At 57.3% G+C, this 295-nt stretch carries 1 protein-coding gene; it reads left to right on the top strand.

What is annotated here, in order from left to right:
• Positions 1-295 (top strand): alanine racemase (locus Q4563_RS18890; RefSeq protein WP_303605606.1); only part of this gene is annotated, 295 nt, incomplete at both ends.

Below are 295 nucleotides of genomic sequence, written 5' to 3'. Positions count from 1 at the left end.
ACCCTGGATCGCGACAAGATCGCCCAGCGTCTGAACGAACAGCGGCCACCCCATTTGCCGCCCCTGAATGTTCTGATTCAGGTGAATATCAGCGCCGAAACACAAAAGGCCGGCCTGCCCCCCGCAGACATCACCCGTCTGGCGGCTATGATAAACTCATTACCCCGGTTACAACTGCGCGGGATGATGTGCATTCCGCAAGCCAGTGAAGATGAGGCTGTTGTGGTCGCACAGTTCCAGCAAATGCGGCATCTGTTTGAAGCCTTGCAACAGCAGTACCCCGGCGTCGACACAC

Source organism: Gilvimarinus sp. 1_MG-2023 (genome assembly GCF_030548285.1).
This window is presented reverse-complemented; position numbering and strand designations above follow the sequence as displayed.